We start from the raw sequence: 17,903 nt of genomic DNA on the forward strand, positions 1-17,903 counted from the left end.
TTTCTGTGGTAGAAAACAGTGTTGCCAAGAGTGAATAAAATGACTCTTTCTTTTTACACAATTATATGGACTTAATCTGGGAGCGTCAGTTAGAGTCAGAACCTGGTGCAACTTCAGACACAAAAAGCATGGGAGCGTCAGTTAGAGTCAGAACCTGGTGCAACTTCAGACACAAAAAGCAAGGGAGCGTCAGTTAGAGTCAGAACCCGGTGCAACTTCAGACACAAAAAGCAGGAAAGCGCGAGTTAGAGTCTGAACCCGCCTTTGTCCAAAACCAGCCAAAGCCCCAATCAACAACAGATTGGGGCTATTTCTATTACGGCTCTTATGCGGACGGTAAGCACAACACAACAATCTTATAAGGTGTGGTCTGGGCAGGTATGCTCTTGGTAGACGGACCATAGGTCACAACCAGGTCCCTGTTGGCGGGGCTGCCGGTAAAGGCCTGCCCATTGGTCAGCACCATCTGGGTATACGGCGAGATGTTTAATTGCAGCTGGCCATCGCTGCTGATTAGCTGGCTATTAAAATAGTCCGTTTTCACATTTTGCTGGGAAGTATGTTTTACGACCACCAGAGCACGGTATTGAGGGGGATATATCAGCGGAACAGGAGCATTGCCGTCATAATATCCGGTAATAATGTCCCCGGCTGACAGCCTGGTTTGATCTAAAACAAAAGTCGAAGGGGATACGATGAAATTGACAGTTCCCCCCATCCCGTTATCAGCAGAAATCATCTTTAGGCAGCCTTCCATGTTAAAATCAGAGATTTGCACAATAGTTCCCGTGAAGTATTGAAAATTGGTCATGTTCTTCCTCCGTTCTAAAAAATAAAGCCTCGGATGTAACCAATATATTAAAACAGCCTATTTTACGTTCCTTTGTAAATTTACAAAACATTACTTTCATCCAATCTTTACATTGGATTTACATTCGGTCTGTATAATTTCCTTATAGGTCATTAGTATGATATTTTGGGGGTTTTGGAGAAATGAAGAAGCAGCTGGACAACTTTGCGGCAGCCTGCAGCCATAAGCTGAACCTGGGCAAAAGATTATTGGTATTGTTTTTTACCTTGTTGCTGCTATCGATATCGGCAGTCGGAGTTAGTTCCTATCTTAAAACAAAGGACATGGCAATCAAAACAATTGAGGATAGATTGGCAAGAGAAGCAGAACTAATGGGATACATAGCGGAAAACTTAAAGTTTGTGTATGTCAGTGATGATGCGTACTTTAAGCAGCAGCTTGAGGCCAGTGTCCGTGCTCAGCAGAAAAAGCTGCACTCGGATGGGATAGATTCCGATTTTTTCTATCTTGCAGATAATAGGATGAAGCCTTTTAAAGTCAGCAGCAAAACGGATGCCGCTTTTTCAAGGGATGTCATCAATAAAATCAGCGCAATGAAAAATGGCGTCTTACATATTGAGATGAACGGGACAGATTATACAGCGGCCTTTCAGGAGATGAAGGAAATTAATGGCACCTATGTAGTCCTCATCCCGGCAAAAGCGTATATGTCTGATGTGCATGCGATCGGTTATTTTATGATTGCAGCAATTGTGGTCAGTTTATCGGCTGCTTCGGCCATTATCAGCCTTTTTGTCAGAAAAATAACGAAGCCTTTGAACCTTTTAAGAAACACCATGCGGGAGGTCCGGGAAGGAAACCTGAAAAATCCGCTTGAAATTCATACAGAAATTCCTGAAATTGCTTCTCTGCAGAAAAGTTATAATAGTATGATTGAACAAATGAGGAGCCTGCTGCGGGAGCTGACCGGCACAACGAAGGAGCTGGAGAGTACGGGCAATGAGCTTAAAAGGTCATCCTTCAGCGCTCTTGAAAGCGGGCAGCAGCTGGTATCAGCCATTCACCTTGTGAAAATGGGTGCAGAGCAAACCGCATCCAGTTCTGAAAATAGTGTTGCCAGTTTTAAAGAAATGAAAGATAGGTTTGAAGACATGTTTTTGCAAATGGAAAGTGTAAACCGCAGTTCGGAGGTTATGAATGATTCTGCCTGGCGCGGCGGGAACAGCATCAATGATTTGATCGCTGCCATCCATTCCTTTGGGTTAAAGTTTGAAAAATTGACACTGACAATAAGAGAGGTCAAAGACCATTCCTTATCGATTACAAATCTTGTCGGAATGGTAAAAGGGATTGCTGAACAAACAAGACTGTTATCTTTAAATGCTTCCATTGAGGCTGCCCGTGCAGGAGAGGCAGGGAAAGGCTTTGCCGTGGTCGCTGGAGAGGTCCGTAAACTAGCGGAGCAATCTGCAGGTGCTGCAGAAAATATCACTCAGGGAATAAGAAGTATGGAGAATATAACTCTTAGAGCTTCAGATGAATTTGACCGGCTCCATACGGAGATCAAAGGAAATCTTGAGATGGCGGGCCAATCCAAACTATCATTGGATGAGCTGATGAATGAAATTTCTAATGTAAGCGGAAAGCTCCAAACCATGCAAACGGAGCTAAAAGGCCTGGAAGAAACGCTGCCGCAGCTTGAACAGGGTGCTGAACAGTTCGCCTCTGTTTCACAGGAAACATTGGCCAGTGCAGAAGAAATGCTTGCTGCCAGTGTCATTCAAACAGGACAAATGGAGAAAACGGATAAAATTGGGGTGAAACTCAACTCTTTAGCAAGGTCATTGTCTGAAATGACAAGCCATTATAGGGTATAGGGATTACGAAAAGCATAAGGCGAGACGCACTGAATCCTCCAAAGCTGCCCTGGCGGGTTGCGAAGTTTGACGAAGTCTATTAAAAAAGTGAACCAGGCATTGACTGTCTGGTTCACACCTTCTCTGTTACGCAATCCGCTCCTAACAGAAGCTTCTTTATTTTAATCCATAAGCCTTGATGATCTCCTGATTCACACGATTGCCTGCATCATCCCATGCACTGGCACGCAGGGAGACAGAGGCTCCCTTCTTATTTGGATGCTTGATTTCGGCAGACCAGCCGTTTCCTTTAGCTGCTAATTTTGCCGCTTCCCATGTCTTTCCTTCATCAAAGGACACTTCAAGACTGGCTCCTTTTATTTTGCCATTTTCAGGGGCATCGGCTATTTGAACAGCTGATAAATCAAGCTTAATCTTCTTACCGGCCGTGGAGTTGCCGGCCATGTCCGTATCCACTTTATAATCAAGAGAAATCAGCGGAAGTGCAGTCTGATATTCTTCCTGCTGCTGGGACCAGAATGTCCACTCCGTATGTGTACTGACTGATGTGTTCCAGCGCTCTGCATCGCGGGCTGCATCACTTACAAGTTTGTACTGGGTTTTCTCTGCCGGAAATTCATTGAATAAGTAGAGAGCCTGGCCCTTTCCTTCTCTAACCAGTGTATCCCCCTGATATAGCTTTAATGTCTGATCACCAGGGTAATTCATGTCGGCGCCTGTATGGCCAGCTCCTGAGTCAGCCCAGGCAGGAACATTGAGAATCAAATAATTGTCTGTACGATAAGGAGCCCAAAATCCCGCACCAAAACGAGGGCGGACTACTGGTGAAAACCATTCTTCATTCAACGTTTGACCTGGTTTGTATTCCACTTTTGGCTGCCTTACTTCCCATTGGGCATCAAGGACACCAGCCTGATGATACCAGGACGTTCCGTTTTGCGCCGATACCCACTCTGTTCTGACGGACGGGAGTGACAGTCTTTGCAGGAAGCCAACACCGGCAAAGCTGTGCTCGAGGATATCGTAGCGGAACTCGGCACCAGGTGCAGGGCGATCTGATTTATATTCAGAGTTGATTTTGACAAGGTCCTTCGTTTTCGGTGCATAATTTACTTTTTTAGGAACTGCCTGATGATGCATGTCCACCAGGTCATATAAATAGTCCGAATCAGGAGTACCCTCGACGTTTAAGGTCAATCCGCCGGACTTGGCCGCTTCGATCAGTCCCCGTCCTTCATTTCCGCTGACTCCGGCTACTGGGAGAGGGCTATCGGAAAGTGAAAAGTCTTCATTTTCTACTCCTGTCCATTCACTAAGCTCCTGCGGTCTGTCATTAACAGTGATTAATAGCTTTGCTCCTGCTGCCAGAGCTGCTGCAGCACGTTCTGATCCAGTTAATTCATCACTGCGCAGGACAATGGCAGCTTTGCCTTTAACATCAAGTTTTTGATAATCCTCGTTTGATCCATTCCCTGCATAGACAGCTTCCAGATTGTACTTCCCGTTCATAAGAGTGCTGCCAGCCTGCGGAATATCATCTAATTCTTTGCCCTTGAAACCAATGGTCAATAGTGGTTCTGCCAGGCGCCAGCGCGTAGCCTGCGTGAATTCACCAGTGTCTACTTTCTCAGTAGGGGCAGCGTACATTTTATCTGCCACTGCCGGCATGATGTAAATGTCATTCACCTGGTTTCCATCAATGCTGCGGAAATATTCCATCTTGCGGTAATGGGCTTCTGTTTCTTTCGGAACATCTACTGTAATTTCATTAGCCTCTCGCGCATCCAGCATAACGGTCTGCGGTCCATCCAAATGAACTTCCGGATCGCCGACAAGCGCTACTCCTGCATGATCTGTATCTGTATCAACATCCATCATCGACATAACCGAATATATTCCTTTCGGCAGTCTCAGCTCCTTCGTGCCATCCACTGACATAAACTGCGGTTCACCAGTTGGTCCCAAAAGGTAGAAGTAGGCAGAGGCAGCTTCCCCGTCACGGTCGATTGCCTTAATGGTCAGCGGGTATCTTTCATCTTCTTTGATCATGCCCAGTGAAGTATGGACAATGCTCTCTCCCTCTGATGAAGCGCTAATGCGCCCCTGATATCGGGTGCCAAAATTACCTGCATTAGGGTCCTATGTAACGGTGACATTCGTGCTTCCTTTTGCTGGAACAGTCACTTTTTCTGCTGATAGCTTTACCATTCCGGCAGGTGCATCCGTGTCATTGGCATCTTTGACTGACACTGTCAGATCCAATGTTATATCCTGATCAGCATCATTTGTATACGTAATGGTCTTTTCAGCCGGACCATCATTCTCATGAGGCCAGTCGTAGAAGCCAAAGTCCAGGGATCCTGTTGCCCTTACATGGCCAAGAGCTGCCACTGCATCCACACGGCCTGTGCCGCCTTCAAAAGGCTTAATGTGTTCAAGCTTCTTGGTTGTGCTCATTAAAGCTTCCTTAAGCTGTTCCCCTGTCCAGTCCGGGTGGCGCTGGGCGAGAAGGGCTGCAGCTCCGGCAACATGAGGCGTTGCCATTGAGGTGCCATCCATGCTCATATAAGAGCCGCTTCCCTGGTTCGTATATTGAGAACGTGCTGCCAGGATTCCAACTCCGGGAGCTGTGAGATCAGGCTTTAATCCTGAGCTTCCAAAGCTGGGCCCTTTAGACGAGAACCAGGCAAGATTGTCGGACTTGTCCACTGCGCCAACAGTTAGAGCTTCCTCAGCAGCTCCTGGTGAGCCGATTCCTTCACTGTCCGTGTTCCCGGCAGCAATCACAAACAGGGAACCTGTTTCTTTACTGAGATTGTTAACAGCTTGAGCCATTGGGTCTGTTCCATCGCTTGGTTCAGAACTGCCCAGGCTCATATTGACGACTTTTGCATTTTCAGCAGCCCATTCCATTCCGTCGATAATCCATGAATCCTGGCCAAAGCCTTCATCACTAAGTACTTTTCCTACAAGAAGACGTGCGCCAGGTGCCACACCCTTATTCCGTCCTTCTGATGCTTCCCCGGTACCAAGTACTGTGGAAGCCACATGTGTTCCGTGTGCATGTCTGTCGGTTACTTCCTCTCCTGGCACAAAGCTTACTGCCTCATCCAACTGACCTGAAATGTCCGGATGCCCTGAATCAATCCCAGTATCCAGAACAGCCACTTTTACACCAGTTCCGTCATAGCCGGATTCCCAAGCGGAAGGGGCTCCGATCTGCGGGACACTCTGTTCAAGAGATGCTTCGACACGGCCATCGAGCCAGATTTTTTCAATCCCTGGAGCCAGTGCAGCCTTCGTTTTTTTAGCAGTCTTGCTGGTGATTTCTGACCAAAATTCCTTTGTTTCTTTCTTATCAGCGGAGACTGCAACACTATCTATACTTTCAAGTACATGGGTTTTCTTTGAGCCTTTAGGAGCTTTAAAAGCAGCAGCTGAGCGGCCCTTGGACTCGGAATATTGAATGATGACAGGCAATTCCTTCTGATTCTCGTCATCATAGCCATCTTTGATTAAAGCTGTGATATTGAACAAATCCTGATCCAAAAATCCGGAAGCCAGGTAAGGCATAGCCTTGTCTGGAATGACATACGTTTCCTTGTTGGCAGTTAAAATGCGTGCACCACTGGCGGAAGGGTCAGCTGGTTCCACATGAATAATATTCTTTCCATCTGCGAATTCAGTTACAGTTACGACATCACCTGTAATAAGAGTGATGACATGTTTGCCTTTACTTGCTTTGGCATTCATCCCTTGCAGATCAGCTATGGACGCTTTGCCATCATCCCCTTTCAGGATGCCTTTCCCGGAATCATCCGCCGAAGCCTGCAGGGGCGGAACAGCCAGCATAGCCGCAGCCATGGCAGCGGTTAAATACTTTTTAAACTTGAAATCTCCCATTCGTGTCCATTCTCCTCTTTAAAAGTATAGTGGTTTCCGTTAAAGCAGCTTAGAAATGACCCTATTAAACTGCTTTAAAATAATCAAGAACCAACCTCCTTAAATACTTGACTTATAGTTTGTAAGGGCGTTCTATTGAAAAGTATAAAGAAGAAAGAACATTCTGTTAATTGGGGGAATTAGAGGATGATTGAAGTGTGAAAGATGGGCTAAAAGAATTAGATTTCGATAAATTGATGAATTATTGGGAGAGTTTGTAGGTATTTATAACAATAAAATTTGGGGTTATTTAATAGGGGAAGAAAATAATATTCTAACTTACAGCAAATCTATTAAGTTCTTGTACGGTTAATTTTCTAAAACAAACAGCTGAACAGTCAAAAAGACCAGCGGAAAAGCACCGCCAGTCCTTGCTTTATACATCAAAAACCCTATCATAAATCCTTTTCAAATCATCACGAAGCTTCTCAACCGGTATAAACCGAGCTTCCCTTAATACTTCTCTTCCATCCAGATATAAGGCAATCACAGGCACTGTAAAGGCCATCAGGTATCCGGCAATTTCGGTTACCTTGCCTGCATTTACAAGCCGTGCTTCGATACGGGGGTAATCCTTTAACACTTCCTCAACCTGAGGAAGCAGGCCATGGCAGACGCTTCAGCTGTCATGCAGCACATAAATAAGGCCCAGCTCTGTGCTTTGAATAAATCGATGCACCTCTTCCATCGCTGTCAGCTCTTTCATTTTTATCCTCCTCTTGCTGGCATTTTTTCCATTATACAATAGGATTTCCATAACCTCTCCTAGAATACCTTATGGGAAAAGGAGTGGTGAGATTGGCAAATCTATGGGAAGAAAAGTTTTCTCAAGAAGGCTATTTATATGGCGAAGAGCCCAATGAATTCATCAGAGAGCAGGTATGGCGGCTTGAAGGGCACAAACGAGTTGTGGCCTTTGCCGAGGGGGAGGGCCGAAATGCCGTATTCCTGGCAAGAAAGGGGCATGATGTAACAGCATGGGATTATACGCAAAGCGGGTTAAACAAAACACAGCTGCTGGCTGAGCGCCATCAAGTCAGAGTGGAAACAGGGCAGAAGGATCTGATTCATGATTCTGTGCCAACTGAGGAATATGACGCTTCGATTATGGTTTTCGGCCATTTTCTGAAAAAAGACCAAAAAACCGTTTTCGATAAGCTTGTTTCCGTTGTCAAACCGGGTGGTATTGTCATGCTTGAGGTCTATTCAGAGGATCAGCTCCGCTATGGAACAGGCGGGCCGAAAAGTGTGGATATGGTCTATCACCCTGCAGATATTCTTCAATGGATTAGAAACTATAAAGTCCTCCATTTCTTTTATGGCGAACAGGAAAGAGTGGAAGGAAAAGGCCATACAGGCACGGGACATGTCATCCAGGTGATCCTGCAAAAGTAGAAAAAGGGGGCAAAATGAGCCTCCTTTTTTTAAGGTGTAATCGAACGGGTTCTGTTCACTCTGGCAGAATACACACGATACATTATGAATGCCAAACCGGAAAGCAGGATTCCCGTCAGGTACGGAGCTCCGATGCTGATGGTGAACAGCCATCCTCCGAGCGGCGGGCCGATAATGCGTCCCAGGGAATCAAAGGATGACAGCAGGCCAGTCGTGCTGCCGTGTCCAGTTTGAGATGTCTTTGTCAGCAGGGAAGAAACACTCGGACGGATAAATCCGTTCCCTATGCCGAAAATCGTCAGGAAAATCGCTGCAGTCGTAAAACTGTCAACCAGGAGGATCAGTCCAAAGCCTATGGCAGAGACAACAATCCCCAGCTGAATCACAGCCCCTTCTCCATACTTTTTCGTCATTCGTCCTACGAGACCGCCTTGCACAAGGGCGCCTCCAAATCCCATAATCATAAAGATATAGCCCAGCTCCACGGTGCCAAGGCCGGCTTTTTCAGCCGCAAAATACGCAAATGTTGCTTCCAGTCCTGCCAGTGACAGCGAAACAAACAGCTGAAGGATAAACAAAATGCCAGTGTTTCCTCTTAAAGCGGTCATCAGACCCGGACGCTTAGACGTTCCCTGGCTGCGCTGCTCCGGTGAAAGGGACTCCTTCAGCACAAGCATGACAAGGAAGAAGGTGATAAACGAAGAAGTTCCTGCCGCGTAGAAAGGAAGGTTCAAACTTTCCCGGGAAAAGATGCCGCCGATCGCCGGGCCAAAAATGAAGCCTAAGCCCACTGCAGCACCGATGATGCCCATCCCTTTTCCGCGGTCTTCTTCAGATGTAATATCCGCTACATAAGCCATGACCGTCGGCATATTTGCCGACGACAGAAAGCCGCCGATGATTCTAGCCGCAAACAGCATCCAAAGCTCAGTGGACAGCGCCATCATGAAAAAAGACAGGCCAAGACCAAAAATACCAATCATAATGACAGGCTTGCGTCCGATTTTATCGGAAACGCGCCCCCACATAGGCGCAAACAGCAGCTGCATCAGCGAATAAACGGCCATTAACAGGCCCAGTTCAGTGGGTGATGCCCCTAATTCCTCCGCATAAAAGGGGATGACAGGAATAATGATTCCAAACCCTACCATCACAAGAAACATAACGGCGAATAAAAGAGGCAGTGCTTTTTTAGTATTCAACATGTTCACTCCAGTTAAAGTCAAATTCCATCTAAGTATTATGATTATAACAAAAACATTCCCATACTTTCACCTTAGGGATTGGACAGGTAAATAAGTTCTATTTCTCAGCCAATTTTAAAAATATATTGAAATATCAAAATAATATAAACTATGATGAACTTGTACATTTTTACAGTTAAGAGAGGGGGAAATGGAATGGAAAAGAAATTAGAAAAGAAAGTCCTGATTGCAAGCCTGATCGGAAGTTCCATCGAATGGTTTGATTACTTTTTATACGGAACGGTTGCTGCACTTGTATTTAATCAAATGTTTTTTCACAGTGATGATCCGGCTGTCGGCTTAATGCTGGCGTATGCCTCTTTCGCACTTGCTTTCTTCATCCGTCCGCTTGGCGGGGTTATTTTCAGCCACATAGGGGATAAAATCGGCAGAAAGAAGACCCTTGTCCTCACATTGTCCCTTATGGGCGGTGCAACGGTCCTCATGGGCTTTTTGCCTACCTACGATAATATAGGCGCGGCAGCACCGATTCTGCTGATTCTTTTACGCTTAATACAAGGAATTGGACTCGGAGGAGAATGGGGCGGTGCACTGCTGCTCGCTGTTGAATATGCTCCAAAAAATCGGCGCGGCTTTTTTGGAAGCATTCCGCAAATGGGTGTCACCATCGGAATGCTCCTCGGAACACTCGCTTTATCCATCATGACATTATTGCCGGAGGAAGCTTTTTTATCATGGGGATGGCGCGTACCGTTCATTCTGAGTGCCCTGCTTGTCTTTTTTGGCTTATGGATCCGCAAAGGCATTGATGAAACTCCATCCTTTAAAAAGGCCCGGGAAAACGGGGAAATCGCCAAGATTCCATTTGTGGAAACAATGCGCAGCCATTGGAAGGAAGTATTGATTGCAGTTGGCGCAAAAGTGGTGGAGACCGCGCCATTTTATATCTTCGGAACCTTTATTGTTTCCTATGCGACCACACAGCTTGGCTTCTCGCGTACGGTTACATTGAATGCCGTTACGATTGCAACCATTATTACGACTATTCTGATCCCGATCATGGGAAAACTGTCTGACAAAATTGGCCGGAAAAAGCTTTATGTCGGCGGAACGGTCCTGATGATGCTTTATGCCTTTCCGTACTTCTGGCTTCTTCACCAGGATTCGGCCGTTCTGCTGGTTGTGGCTACCATATTGGGTCTCGGCATCATCTGGGCTCCAATCACCGCTGTACTTGGAACGATGTTTTCTGAAATCTTTAAGTCGAATGTCCGCTATACCGGCATCACCCTGGGCTATCAAATAGGGGCAGCGCTGGCAGGAGGAACAGCTCCTCTCGTTGCAACAGCCCTGCTGAATGCCTATGACAATTCCTATGTTCCTGTAGCCTTATACATCATGCTTGCTGCCGCCATCTCTTTAATTGCGATTTCATCCGTCACTGACCGCAGCAATCAGGACCTGGATTCTGATCTGACAGGGGAAAATTCATTCCCTACAGGCTTAGAAAGGTAGAGTTCATGCTTTTATTATCTGAAAAAGAAATCAAATCCATCTATACGATGGAATCAGCCATTAAAGATCTTGAAAACGCACTGGTACATAATCAGGAAGGGAAAATCCAGAATCCCCATAGAACCGTGCTTGATTTTCCGGAGAAAAAAGCTTCTGCCCTTTATATGCCGAGTGCCCTGCCGCCAATCGGAAAAGCGGCTGTGAAGGTGGTCACCATTTTTCCTGAGAACCCTGCGGTCGGCAAAAAAACCACTCAGGGAGTCATATTATTAAGTGATACGAAAACAGGGGAACACCTGGCATGCATGAATGCCTCGTACCTGACAAGACTCCGGACCGGGGCCGTGAGCGGAATTGCCACTAAGCATCTCGCGAAAAAAACAGCAAGATCTGTGGCCGTGATTGGCTGCGGGGCAATGGCTGAAGAACAGCTTCAGGCTGTTTTGGAGGTTCGCAAAATAGAGGGAATTTTCCTTTACAACCGGACGGCTGCAAAGGCCCATGAGTTTGCTGGAAAATTCCATGAGTTCAACGGGCCGGTGTCCATCTTGGAAAATGCCGATGAAGCTGTTTCCCGGGCGGATATTGTCATCTGCAGCACCCGCTCGGAAAAGCCTGTGTTCTCAGGCAAGGCCCTCCGGCCAGGGACGCATATAAACGGGGTAGGCTCCTATCTTCCGCATATGCAGGAAGTCGACGCAGAAACGCTGCTGCAAAGTTCTAAAATCGTCGTGGACACCATAGAAGGAGTCAAGGATGAAGCCGGTGATTTTATTGTTCCTGCCGCCGAAGGCATCTGGAGCTTTTCGGACCTGCATGGCGAAATCGGACAATTATCATCCGGAATGATTGCTGGCCGAGAAAACGATGAAGAGATTACCTTTTTCAAATCAGTCGGCATTGCCTATTTTGACCTTGCTGCAGCTGCAGCCGTTTATGAAAAAGCAATTCTTGAAGGCGTCGGAACGAAGGTGGATCTGTAAAAAGGTGAATAGTGCCAGAAGCTTTGGAAAATCTATAGCTATACTTCTAAATTATAAGGAGAGATAGAGATGCCAAAGCAGCCGAATAAAGTTACAGAAGAACAGCAGATCGTAGCCGCTCAAAACCAGGCTGACCAATTCAAAAAAGGAATGGACACCGAATTTGCTCTTGAAGAAAACGTCCAGGATGCGGCAGCCAAAAGCCAGCAGTATCAGGCACAAAACCAGCAGCCGACCTATGAACCGAATAAGCCGTTTTAATGAAACTGCATGATGGGTGCCTGAGCCTGTCATGCAGTTTTTTGTTTGAAGCACTCGTCCAGGGACCAAAATAACTACCCCCTTTTGAACCTTTCCCCAAACTCTTGTAAAATAAGTGGCAAACCAGATCGCAAAAAAGGAGTCAATATGAAAAGTCATATCGTAATTGGTGCAGGAATTCTGGGGGCCTCGGCTGCCTACCATTTGGCTAAGGCAGGTGCTAAAGTCACCGTTATCGACCGCAAAGATCCGGGGCAGGCAACCGATGCAGCGGCCGGAATTATATGCCCCTGGCTGTCCCAGCGGCGGAATAAGGCGTGGTATGCGCTCGCCAAAGGGGGAGCGGCCTATTATCAGACACTGATCCGGGAGCTTGAAAAAGACGGCGAGACAGAGACCGGCTATCAGCAGGCAGGCGCTGTCAGCCTGCATACCGATCCTGCAAAACTAGAAAAAATGGAAGAACGGGCCATGAAAAGGCGAGGAGATGCTCCTGAAATGGGGGAGATTACAAACCTGTCTCCGGAACAGACATCCCGGCTGTTTCCCCCATTGGCTAAAGAATATGCCTCTGTACATGTAAGCGGTGCGGCGCGCGTCAACGGGCGCGCACTGAGGGATGCACTGCTGCGTGCAGCTGAAAAGCATGGTGCGAAAGTGATGCAGGGCTCTGCAGAACTTGTGTGCCAGGGAAATGAGGTTACAGCTGTTAAAGCCAGCGGAAAGCAATATGAAGCTGAAAGTGTCACTGCAGCGGCCGGAGCGTGGGCAGCAGAGCTTTTTGAGCCGCTTGGAATCCAGCTGGATGTGAAGCCGCAAAAAGCGCAAATTGTCCATCTTCAGCTTGAAGGGGAAAATACCGCGGGCTGGCCGGTTGTCATGCCTCCCAATAATCAATACATCCTTGCGTTTGAAGGGGGACGCATCGTCGTTGGTGCCACCCATGAAGATGATATGGGCTACGATTTAAGAGTAACTGCAGGCGGTCTGAATGATATTTTTGAAAAAGCTTTAGCAATCGCCCCGGGATTATCGGATGGAACGTTCAAAGAAGCAAGGGTGGGATTCCGTCCCTATACACCTGGATTTCTGCCCATTATAGGCCAAATTCCGGGTCTCAAAGGTCTTTACCTAGCAAATGGGCTTGGAGCCTCTGGGCTCACTGCAGGGCCTTTTCTTGGCGCTCAAGCGGCCAGGCTTGCTCTCGGACAAGAGGCTGATATTGACCTGAGCCTCTATGATCCGGCTGGTGTGGTAAAAAAATGATAGATTTCAAAGTGCCTGTTTTAGCAGCAGGCACTTTTTTTGTATCTGATAAGTTAATAAATCGCTTCATTTCGGGTATACACTAATGAAAGTGATGTTTCATTAGGAGGCTGAATCATGAAGTGGAAAGGCAGAAGAGCGAGTTCTAATGTGGAAGACCGGAGAGGCATGGGCGGCGGGGGTAAAACCCTGATCGGCGGCGGCCTGGGCGGAGTTATTATATTATTGTTATTTACCTTCCTCGGAGGTGATCCCGGTGAACTGTTAGGCAATATGACCGGAACAGATTCCGGTACTGCTGTGCCATATGAAGAGTCAGAGCAGGAAAAAGAGCTTGCTGACTTTGTCTCTGTAGTGCTGGCGGATACAGAGCAAGTCTGGACGGAAATATTTGAAGAGCAGGGTATGCAGTATAAAGAGCCGACCCTTGTTTTATACTCAGGCAGCGTACAGTCTGCATGCGGGGCAGCGTCCTCTTCAGTGGGGCCTTTCTATTGCCCGGGTGACCAAAAACTGTATATCGATTTAAGCTTTTACGAAGAACTTCAAAGGAAATTCCAGGCACCCGGTGATTTTGCCATGGCGTATGTTATCGCCCATGAAGTTGGGCACCATGTGCAGACACTTCTGGGGACAACTGAGGAAATCATGCCTCTTCGCCAGAAAATGAGTGAAGAGAAATTTAATAAATATCTCGTCCGGTTTGAATTGCAGGCTGACTATTATTCAGGTGTTTGGGCCCACCATGCCCAGGGAATGGGATATTTAGAGGAAGGTGATCTGGAAGAAGCCCTGAATGCCGCGACGGCAGTAGGGGACGACACCCTTCAAAAACGCGCACAGGGCTATGTCGTGCCGGAAAGCTTTACACATGGCACGTCAGAACAAAGGAAGTCATGGTTTCACAAAGGATTTCAGAACGGAACCATCAAAGGCGGAGATACGTTTAAGCAAAACAGTTTTTGATGTGAAAGGAGCGGATTGAATGAAAGGCGGGATCCAAACCATTCTGCTGGACGATGATGGGCAAATACCCAACAACCAAGATCTCCCGGTGATCATATACAAGGCTGTTTTTAAGGAACAGCCCGGCCAAATAGAGGCTGCTTTCAACAGACACCAATGGACCGGAAGCTGGACGGGCGGAGTGTATGATTACCACCATTATCACTCCAACACTCACGAAGTACTGGGGGTCAAAGCGGGACAGGCCACCGTTCTGATCGGCGGCGATCAGGGCGAACGCCTGGATATCAGCCAGGGCGACGTCATTCTCCTTCCTGCAGGCACAGGCCATAAGAAGATAGAAAGCAGCCCGGACTTTGAAGTCGTGGGTGCCTATCCCGGCGGAACAAGCCCGAATATGAAGAAAAAAGACCCATCAGCCCGTGTACAGGCACTCGCCGAAATTAATAATGTTCCAGTTCCTCAGATGGACCCTGTTTATGGTGAAGAAGGGCCGATGCTTGCGGAATGGAGAAAACCAAACAGATATTAAGTACACAAAAAAAGCCAGAAGAGCTAAACTCTTCTGGCTTCCATTTTCTATTAACGTACACCCTTCATAAATCCTTGAATCTTAGGACTCAACAAGAATAAGATGATGGATAGCAGGATCGCTACTGCACCAATTACTCCGAAATACGTCATTTCCGTTTCAGGTGTGTAGAATTTAACAATCTGTGCATTGATTGCCTGTGCTGCCGCATTTGAAAGGAACCAAAGGCTCATCGTTTGCGCGGAGAACGCAGCAGGCGCTAATTTGGTTGTGGCTGAAAGTCCAACAGGTGATAAGCAAAGCTCTCCAAGAACAACAATGAAGTAGCTAAGAACCAGCCATAATGGGCTTACTAGAGAATCTGTTCCGCCAAGGTAAGCAGGAAGCAGAATCACAAGGAAAGATAAACCTGCAAACAATAGACCCAGTGAGAATTTCTGCGGCACTGAAGGCTGGCGGTCGCCAAGCTTCACCCACAGCCAGGCAAACACTGGCGCCAGGAAAATAATAAATAATGGGTTAAGAGACTGGAACCATGCCGGTGATATATCAAGTCCCATAAACTCAAGCTGTGTACGCTTGTCCGCATAATTCGCAAGAATGGTTGAGCCCTGCTCCTGAATCGCCCAGAACATAACAGATGCAATGAATAATGGAATATACGCAATGATGCGTGAACGTTCCACTTCTGTTGTTTTCGGGCTGCGGTACATCATTGTAAAGTAAATAATTGGGAGAGCGATACCCAGGATACCAACAAGTGCAATAAAGGAATCAAATGTTAAAAGACCAGTTGGGATGCCGACAGCAACTAAAATGGCAATAATAACAGCACCCAGGCCGATTCTTGTATAAACTGTTTTCTTTTCATTTGCTGATAATGGATTAGAAATATAAGTTCCTGCTAATCCAAGATTTTTCTTCTTCGTAAAGATAAACACCAATAAGCCAAAGAACATACCAACGGCTGCAATGGCGAAACCAAGATGGAAATTATATTTCATTCCAACTGTTCCGACAATTAACGGCGCAAGGAATCCGCCAAGGTTTATGCCCATATAGAAAATACTGAAACCTGCATCGCGGCGGTTATCTTCAGGACTGTAAATGTCCCCAACGACGCTCGATACATTCGGCTTCAATAAACCAGTACCTAAAACAATCAAAACCATGGAAACAAAGAACATAGCCAGGCTTCCAGGAATGGAAAGGGCAATATGGCCGAGCATGATTAAAATTCCGCCATAGAATACCGCTCTGGATGTTCCAAGTAATCTGTCAGCCATCCATCCGCCGATGATTCCTGACATATACACTAATGACCCATAAATGGACATGATTGCTAAAGCTGTTGGCTCATCGAGGCCTAATCCGCCTTTAGAAACCTCATAGTACATATAGAAAACAAGGATTGCTCTCATTCCATAGTAAGAAAAGCGCTCCCAAAATTCCGTGAAGAAAAGTGTGAACAAGCCTTTAGGATGTCCGAAGAAACCTTTTTGAGGCACACTTTCAACAATTTTCTGCCTATTAAAATCTGACATGTTTCATCCTCCTTTTAGCTATTCTATAATATCTTTCATAGTTGCTAATTGTCAAAAAAAATTTTATGTAACGATGGTTATTATTGGCTTCAAAGGAGGAATAAATAGATTTTCCCGAAGAATCCATTCAAAGTTTATTTTTTCAGAATAATTATAGTTTTATTAATTTTATAAAAAAAACAAAGGTATTATACCCAAAAAAACAGCCGCCCAAACCGGCGGCTGCGAATATCTTATGCGTTTCTCAGAACTGCTTCTGCAGGTCTGTGCGAATAGGCAGGCTCTTCCCTGCTGGATAGCCTGTTTTTACCCATTTCCTTGGACTGGAGAAGGAGTTGGTCTGCATAAACATAAGCTTTTTCAATAGAAAGCAGATCGTTTACTGTATAGTAAAAAAGGCCAAAAGATGCAGTGTAGGAAAGTGAGATGGACTGCTCTTTGAAATCTGCCTGAAAAGGGCAGGTTTCAACCCCTGTGCGTATCTTTTCAGCTAAATTCAGGCACTCTTCATATGTCTTGAATCTCATAATAATCGTAAATTCCTCTCCGCCGCTCCTGAACAAGTAATCATCTTTAGAGAGGTAGCTTTTCAATGTATCGGCAAAGTGCCTGATTGCCTGGTCACCAACGGCGTGATTATAGCTGTCATTAATCCTCTTGAATTTGTCAATATCTGCTACAACTATACCAATGCATTCCTCTGATTTATTAAGCTCCGTCATCTTTTTATCCATATAGGCACGGTTAAATACACCGGTCAGAAAGTCAGTATAGGCCATCTGCTCAAACTTATCACGTTCAATTTTATTCTGAAGCATCTGTGATTTCGACAGGAAGGACCGGCTCACAAGGTAGTTAAGGATAAACAGGCTTATGAGCATTTCCCATTTTCCCTCCTTCAGGAATAACAGCAAAAGGCCGTTCGTGAAGGCAATCTTCCCCATATCCAGCACACTTCTTGTTTTGATAAAATCAATCGCTTCCTGCTTCGTTTTAATATCTCCTGTCAGTTTAAAAACAGTAATCAGGAATAGATCCGATAGCAAAGAGGTTACGGTAATCAGCATCAGCATGACGACCCAAAAACCGAATGGCACACCCTGAAAGAGGGGAGATAAGAGATGGAACAAATAGAATGCGATGGAGTTGCTCATCACAAAGGAACCGATGTTATAAAACGTATGGAAAAATTCATCAGGATCCTCTGTTTTTGTTTGCTTTCTATAAAAATAGACGCAAAAACGGTAGATGACTTCAAAAATCAACAGACCTAATGGCCCTGTAAACAGTCCAATGGAAAGACTGTAATTAATTCCATAATCAATCGATGTACTTCCATTTCTGCTGATAATCCGTAAATGATAATACAGGCATGCAAACAGCAGGTATATACCCAGCGCTTTTATATATACAGAGCTCTGGACACTGATACCCTCTGAGAAAAAGGCAGTGCATACGGCAATGATAAAAAGCGAAACCATAAATATTCTGGAGCCTTGCATCTTTCTGAACTCCTTTTCCTATTGTTATACTTCTATTTTATAGGAATTTTTACCAAGAAAGTAGATTAATTTAGTATATTTTCTAAATTTTTTAATATTACCTG

16 protein-coding genes are annotated in these 17,903 nt (G+C 45.8%); 8 read left to right on the top strand and 8 right to left on the bottom strand.

Annotated features, from left to right (window positions below; all coding sequences use genetic code 11):
- Positions 1–325 precede the first annotated feature (325 nt).
- A complete protein-coding gene (locus tag ACTHRG_RS22810) occupies positions 326–811 on the bottom strand; it encodes a hypothetical protein (RefSeq protein ID WP_076261357.1) in 486 nt (161 codons plus the stop codon).
- 182 nt (positions 812–993) lie between these two features.
- Between ACTHRG_RS22810 and ACTHRG_RS22815 the strand changes: the two genes are divergently transcribed.
- Positions 994–2,688 carry a methyl-accepting chemotaxis protein gene (locus ACTHRG_RS22815; protein WP_076261355.1) on the top strand — a complete coding sequence of 565 codons (1,695 nt, stop codon included), beginning with the start codon at positions 994–996 and terminating at the stop codon, positions 2,686–2,688.
- 156 nt (positions 2,689–2,844) lie between these two features.
- On the opposite strand, the gene ACTHRG_RS22820 is transcribed toward ACTHRG_RS22815, so the two are convergent.
- The 4 genes from ACTHRG_RS22820 to ACTHRG_RS22835 form a co-directional block, all read right to left on the bottom strand.
- Positions 2,845–4,737, bottom strand: a complete 1,893-nt coding sequence (locus tag ACTHRG_RS22820; RefSeq protein WP_440232106.1) for a PA domain-containing protein — start codon at positions 4,735–4,737, stop codon at positions 2,845–2,847.
- Positions 4,738–4,827: 90 nt separating this feature from the next.
- Positions 4,828–6,591: a S8 family serine peptidase gene (locus tag ACTHRG_RS22825; protein WP_440232107.1), complete on the bottom strand. Its 1,764-nt coding sequence runs from the start codon at positions 6,589–6,591 to the stop codon at positions 4,828–4,830.
- Positions 6,592–7,006: 415 nt separating this feature from the next.
- On the bottom strand, positions 7,007–7,213 hold the full coding sequence (locus tag ACTHRG_RS22830; protein ID WP_076261351.1) for a hypothetical protein: 207 nt from the start codon (positions 7,211–7,213) through the stop codon (positions 7,007–7,009).
- Between the two features lie 36 nt (positions 7,214–7,249).
- Positions 7,250–7,387, bottom strand: a complete 138-nt coding sequence (locus tag ACTHRG_RS22835) for a hypothetical protein (protein ID WP_175609150.1) — start codon at positions 7,385–7,387, stop codon at positions 7,250–7,252.
- Between the two features lie 41 nt (positions 7,388–7,428).
- Here ACTHRG_RS22835 and ACTHRG_RS22840 point away from each other — a divergent pair, with 41 nt between their 5' ends.
- A complete protein-coding gene (locus ACTHRG_RS22840; protein ID WP_076261349.1) occupies positions 7,429–8,025 on the top strand; it encodes a class I SAM-dependent methyltransferase in 597 nt (198 codons plus the stop codon).
- A 29-nt stretch (positions 8,026–8,054) separates the two neighbouring features.
- Here ACTHRG_RS22840 and ACTHRG_RS22845 read toward each other — a convergent pair whose 3' ends face one another.
- The gene (locus tag ACTHRG_RS22845) at positions 8,055–9,227 is read right to left on the bottom strand and encodes an MFS transporter (RefSeq protein ID WP_076261346.1); all 1,173 of its coding nucleotides are present in this window, start codon (positions 9,225–9,227) and stop codon (positions 8,055–8,057) included.
- 198 nt (positions 9,228–9,425) lie between these two features.
- On the opposite strand from ACTHRG_RS22845, the gene ACTHRG_RS22850 reads away from it, so the two are divergent.
- The 6 genes from ACTHRG_RS22850 (at position 9,426) to ACTHRG_RS22875 (ending at position 14,753) form a co-directional block, all read left to right on the top strand.
- The gene (locus ACTHRG_RS22850; RefSeq protein WP_440232108.1) at positions 9,426–10,745 is read left to right on the top strand and encodes an MFS transporter; all 1,320 of its coding nucleotides are present in this window, start codon (positions 9,426–9,428) and stop codon (positions 10,743–10,745) included.
- Positions 10,746–10,750: 5 nt separating this feature from the next.
- Positions 10,751–11,728, top strand: a complete 978-nt coding sequence (locus tag ACTHRG_RS22855) for an ornithine cyclodeaminase family protein (protein WP_440232109.1) — start codon at positions 10,751–10,753, stop codon at positions 11,726–11,728.
- 69 nt (positions 11,729–11,797) lie between these two features.
- Positions 11,798–11,989, top strand: a complete 192-nt coding sequence (locus tag ACTHRG_RS22860; RefSeq protein ID WP_113882442.1) for a hypothetical protein — start codon at positions 11,798–11,800, stop codon at positions 11,987–11,989.
- Between the two features lie 147 nt (positions 11,990–12,136).
- Positions 12,137–13,255 carry an NAD(P)/FAD-dependent oxidoreductase gene (locus ACTHRG_RS22865; RefSeq protein ID WP_440232111.1) on the top strand — a complete coding sequence of 373 codons (1,119 nt, stop codon included), beginning with the start codon at positions 12,137–12,139 and terminating at the stop codon, positions 13,253–13,255.
- A 117-nt stretch (positions 13,256–13,372) separates the two neighbouring features.
- Positions 13,373–14,221, top strand: coding sequence for a KPN_02809 family neutral zinc metallopeptidase (gene ypfJ / locus ACTHRG_RS22870; RefSeq protein ID WP_440232112.1), 849 nt, complete (start codon positions 13,373–13,375; stop codon positions 14,219–14,221).
- A gap of 19 nt (positions 14,222–14,240) precedes the next feature.
- A complete protein-coding gene (locus tag ACTHRG_RS22875; protein ID WP_440232113.1) occupies positions 14,241–14,753 on the top strand; it encodes a cupin domain-containing protein in 513 nt (170 codons plus the stop codon).
- A gap of 50 nt (positions 14,754–14,803) precedes the next feature.
- On the opposite strand, the gene ACTHRG_RS22880 is transcribed toward ACTHRG_RS22875, so the two are convergent.
- Both ACTHRG_RS22880 and ACTHRG_RS22885 read right to left on the bottom strand, forming a co-directional pair.
- Entirely contained in the window at positions 14,804–16,297 is a 1,494-nt protein-coding gene (locus ACTHRG_RS22880; RefSeq protein ID WP_440232114.1) for a peptide MFS transporter, read from the bottom strand.
- A 233-nt stretch (positions 16,298–16,530) separates the two neighbouring features.
- Positions 16,531–17,799: a GGDEF domain-containing protein gene (locus tag ACTHRG_RS22885; protein ID WP_440232115.1), complete on the bottom strand. Its 1,269-nt coding sequence runs from the start codon at positions 17,797–17,799 to the stop codon at positions 16,531–16,533.
- Positions 17,800–17,903 lie beyond the last annotated feature (104 nt).

The sequence above is a fragment of the Cytobacillus sp. SAFR-174 genome (genome assembly GCF_051964675.1).
Taxonomy (GTDB): Bacteria; Bacillota; Bacilli; order Bacillales; family Cytobacillaceae; genus Cytobacillus.

Bases quoted from the DNA above. Each gene is read 5' to 3' on its own strand.
- ACTHRG_RS22810 (WP_076261357.1), bottom strand. From the start codon at position 811: ATGACCAATTTTCAATACTTCACGGGAACTATTGTGCAAATCTCTGAT.
- ACTHRG_RS22815 (WP_076261355.1), top strand. From the start codon at position 994: ATGAAGAAGCAGCTGGACAACTTTGCGGCAGCCTGCAGCCATAAGCTG.
- ACTHRG_RS22820 (WP_440232106.1), bottom strand. From the start codon at position 4,737: ATGATCAAAGAAGATGAAAGATACCCGCTGACCATTAAGGCAATCGAC.
- ACTHRG_RS22825 (WP_440232107.1), bottom strand. From the start codon at position 6,591: ATGGGAGATTTCAAGTTTAAAAAGTATTTAACCGCTGCCATGGCTGCG.
- ACTHRG_RS22835 (WP_175609150.1), bottom strand. From the start codon at position 7,387: ATGGAAATCCTATTGTATAATGGAAAAAATGCCAGCAAGAGGAGGATA.
- ACTHRG_RS22850 (WP_440232108.1), top strand. From the start codon at position 9,426: ATGGAAAAGAAATTAGAAAAGAAAGTCCTGATTGCAAGCCTGATCGGA.
- ACTHRG_RS22855 (WP_440232109.1), top strand. From the start codon at position 10,751: ATGCTTTTATTATCTGAAAAAGAAATCAAATCCATCTATACGATGGAA.
- ACTHRG_RS22860 (WP_113882442.1), top strand. From the start codon at position 11,798: ATGCCAAAGCAGCCGAATAAAGTTACAGAAGAACAGCAGATCGTAGCC.
- ACTHRG_RS22865 (WP_440232111.1), top strand. From the start codon at position 12,137: ATGAAAAGTCATATCGTAATTGGTGCAGGAATTCTGGGGGCCTCGGCT.
- ypfJ (WP_440232112.1), top strand. From the start codon at position 13,373: ATGAAGTGGAAAGGCAGAAGAGCGAGTTCTAATGTGGAAGACCGGAGA.
- ACTHRG_RS22875 (WP_440232113.1), top strand. From the start codon at position 14,241: ATGAAAGGCGGGATCCAAACCATTCTGCTGGACGATGATGGGCAAATA.
- ACTHRG_RS22880 (WP_440232114.1), bottom strand. From the start codon at position 16,297: ATGTCAGATTTTAATAGGCAGAAAATTGTTGAAAGTGTGCCTCAAAAA.
- ACTHRG_RS22885 (WP_440232115.1), bottom strand. From the start codon at position 17,799: ATGCAAGGCTCCAGAATATTTATGGTTTCGCTTTTTATCATTGCCGTA.